The following is a 2,645-nucleotide window of genomic DNA, read 5'->3' as shown; positions in this document are numbered from 1 at the left end:
CCCTGGGCCATCTTGATCTGGATCTGATCGGCCGAGACGAGGTACTCGGTGGTCACGCCGAAGCGGCCGGAGGCCACCTGCTTGATCTTCGAGCGCAGCGAGTCGCCGGCCTTCATCACGTAGTCGGCCTCGATCACCTTGGCGCCGATCACCTCGCTGACCCTGGTGCCGTCGGCGATCGGGATGCCCTTGAGCTCGTTGCGGTAGCGCGCCGGATCCTCACCGCCCTCGCCGGTGTTGCTCTTGCCGCCGATGCGGTTCATCGCGATGGCCAGCGTCGAGTGCGCCTCGGTGGAGATCGAGCCGAGCGACATCGCGCCGGTGGCGAAGCGCTTGACGATCTCGGCCGCCGGCTCCACCTCGTCCAGCGGGATCGCCTTGCTCGGATCGACCTTGAACTCGAACAGGCCGCGCAGCGTCATGTGGCGCTGCGACTGGTCGTTGATGATCTGTGCGTATTCCTTGTAGGTCTCGAACTGGTTGCCGCGCACGCTGTGCTGAAGCTTGGCAATCGCATCAGGCGTCCACATGTGCTCTTCGCCGCGCACGCGCCAGGCGTACTCACCGCCGGCCTCCAGCATGCCCTCCAGCACCGGGTCGCTGCCGAAGGCGGCGCGGTGCATGCGGATGGCTTCCTCGGCGACCTGGAACACGCCGATGCCGCCCACCTGGCTGGCCGTGCCGCGGAAATACTTCTCCACCAGCGGCTTGTCCAGGCCGATGGCCTCGAACAGCTGGGCGCCGCAGTAGCTCATGTACGTCGACACGCCCATCTTGGACATGATCTTCGACAGGCCCTTGCCGATCGCCTTCACGTAGTTGTAGATCGCCTTCTCGGCCGACAGCTCGCCCGGCAGATCCTTGTGCATCGCCGCCAGCGTTTCCATCGCCAAGTACGGATGCACGGCCTCGGCGCCGTAGCCCGCGAGCACGGCGAAGTGGTGCACCTCGCGCGCCGAGCCGGTCTCGACGACCAGGCCGGCGGTGGTGCGCAGGCCCTCGCGCACCAGGTGCTGGTGGATGGCCGACAGCGCCAGCAGTGCCGGGATCGCGATGTTCTCGCGGTCCATCGCCCGGTCGCTGATGATCAGGATGTTGTGGCCGGTGGCGATGGCGTCCACCGCCTCCGCGCACAGCGAAGCAAGCTTGGCCTCGACGCCCTCGTCGCCCCAGGCCAGCGGGTAGGTGATGTCGAGCACGTGCGTCTTGAACTTCGCGCTGGTGTGCTTCTCGATCTGGCGCAGGCGCGCCATGGCCTCGAAGTCGAGGATGGGCTGGCCCACCTCGAGGCGCATCGGCGGGTTCACCGCGTTGATGTCCAGCAGGTTCGGCTTCGGGCCGATGAAGCTGTTCAGGCTCATCACGATGGCCTCGCGGATCGGGTCGATCGGCGGGTTCGTGACCTGTGCGAACAGCTGCTTGAAGTAGTTGTACAGCGGCTTGTTCTTGTCGGAGAGCACGGCCAGCGGCGAGTCGTTGCCCATCGAGCCGATCGCCTCCTCGCCGGCGGTGGCCATCGGCGCGAGCAGGAACTTGATGTCTTCCTGCGTGTAGCCGAAGGCCTGCTGGCGGTCGAGCAGCGATTCCTTGAACGCCGGGGCGTCCGTGCCGGCGGGCAGCTCCTCGAGCTTGACGCGCACGCTCTCGATCCACTGGCGATACGGCTTGGCCGAGGCGAACTGCGCCTTCAGTTCCTCGTCGTCGACGATGCGGCCCTGCTCGAAGTCGATCAGGAACATCTTGCCCGGCTGCAGGCGCCACTTGCGCACGATGCGGTTCTCCGGAATGGGCAGCACACCGGACTCGGAGGCCATCACCACCAGGTCGTCGTCGGTGACGATGTAGCGCGCCGGACGCAGGCCATTGCGATCGAGCGTGGCACCGATCTGCTTGCCGTCCGTGAACACCATCGCGGCCGGGCCGTCCCACGGCTCCAGCATCGCGGCGTGGTACTCGTAGAAGGCGCGGCGGCGCTCGTCCATCAGCTCGTGCTGCTCCCACGCCTCGGGGATCATCATCATCGCCGCATGCGCGAGCGGGTAGCCCGACATCGTCAGCAGCTCGAGCGCGTTGTCGAAGGTGGCAGTGTCGCTCTGGCCCTCGAAGCTGATCGGGTAGAGCTTCTTCAGGTCGTCGCCGAGCACGGGCGACTTCATCACGCCCTCGCGGGCGCGCATCCAGTTGAAGTTGCCCTTGACGGTGTTGATCTCGCCGTTGTGCGCCACCATGCGGTACGGGTGCGCGAGCGGCCACTCGGGGAAGGTGTTGGTCGAGAAGCGCTGGTGCACCAGCGCGAGCGCCGAGACCGTGCGCGGATCCTGCAGGTCCTTGAAGTACTTGCCGACCTGGTCGGCCAGCAGCAGGCCCTTGTAGATGATCGTGCGGCAGCTCATGCTGGGCACGTAGTACTCGCGGCTGTGGGTCAGCTTCAGGCGCTGGATCGCCGCGGAAGCCGTCTTGCGGATCACGTACAGCTTGCGCTCCAGCGCATCGGGCACGATCACGTCGGGGCCGCGGCCGATGAAGATCTGGCGCATCACCGGCTCCTTGGCGCGCACGGTGGGCGACATCGGCATCTCGGTGTCGACCGGCACGTCGCGCCAGCCGAGCAGCACCTGGCCCTCGGCCTTCACCGCGCGCTCGAG

At 66.7% G+C, this 2,645-nt stretch carries 1 protein-coding gene; it reads right to left on the bottom strand.

Annotation, left to right across the window (positions count from 1 at the left end):
* A partial coding sequence (locus AB7U92_RS25615) for a glutamate synthase central domain-containing protein (RefSeq protein WP_428583446.1) occupies window positions 1-2,645 on the bottom strand: 2,645 nt, incomplete at both ends.

The sequence above is a fragment of the Piscinibacter sp. genome, assembly GCF_050175855.1.
In the GTDB taxonomy this organism is placed as follows: domain Bacteria; phylum Pseudomonadota; class Gammaproteobacteria; order Burkholderiales; family Burkholderiaceae_C; genus Piscinibacter.
This window is presented reverse-complemented; position numbering and strand designations above follow the sequence as displayed.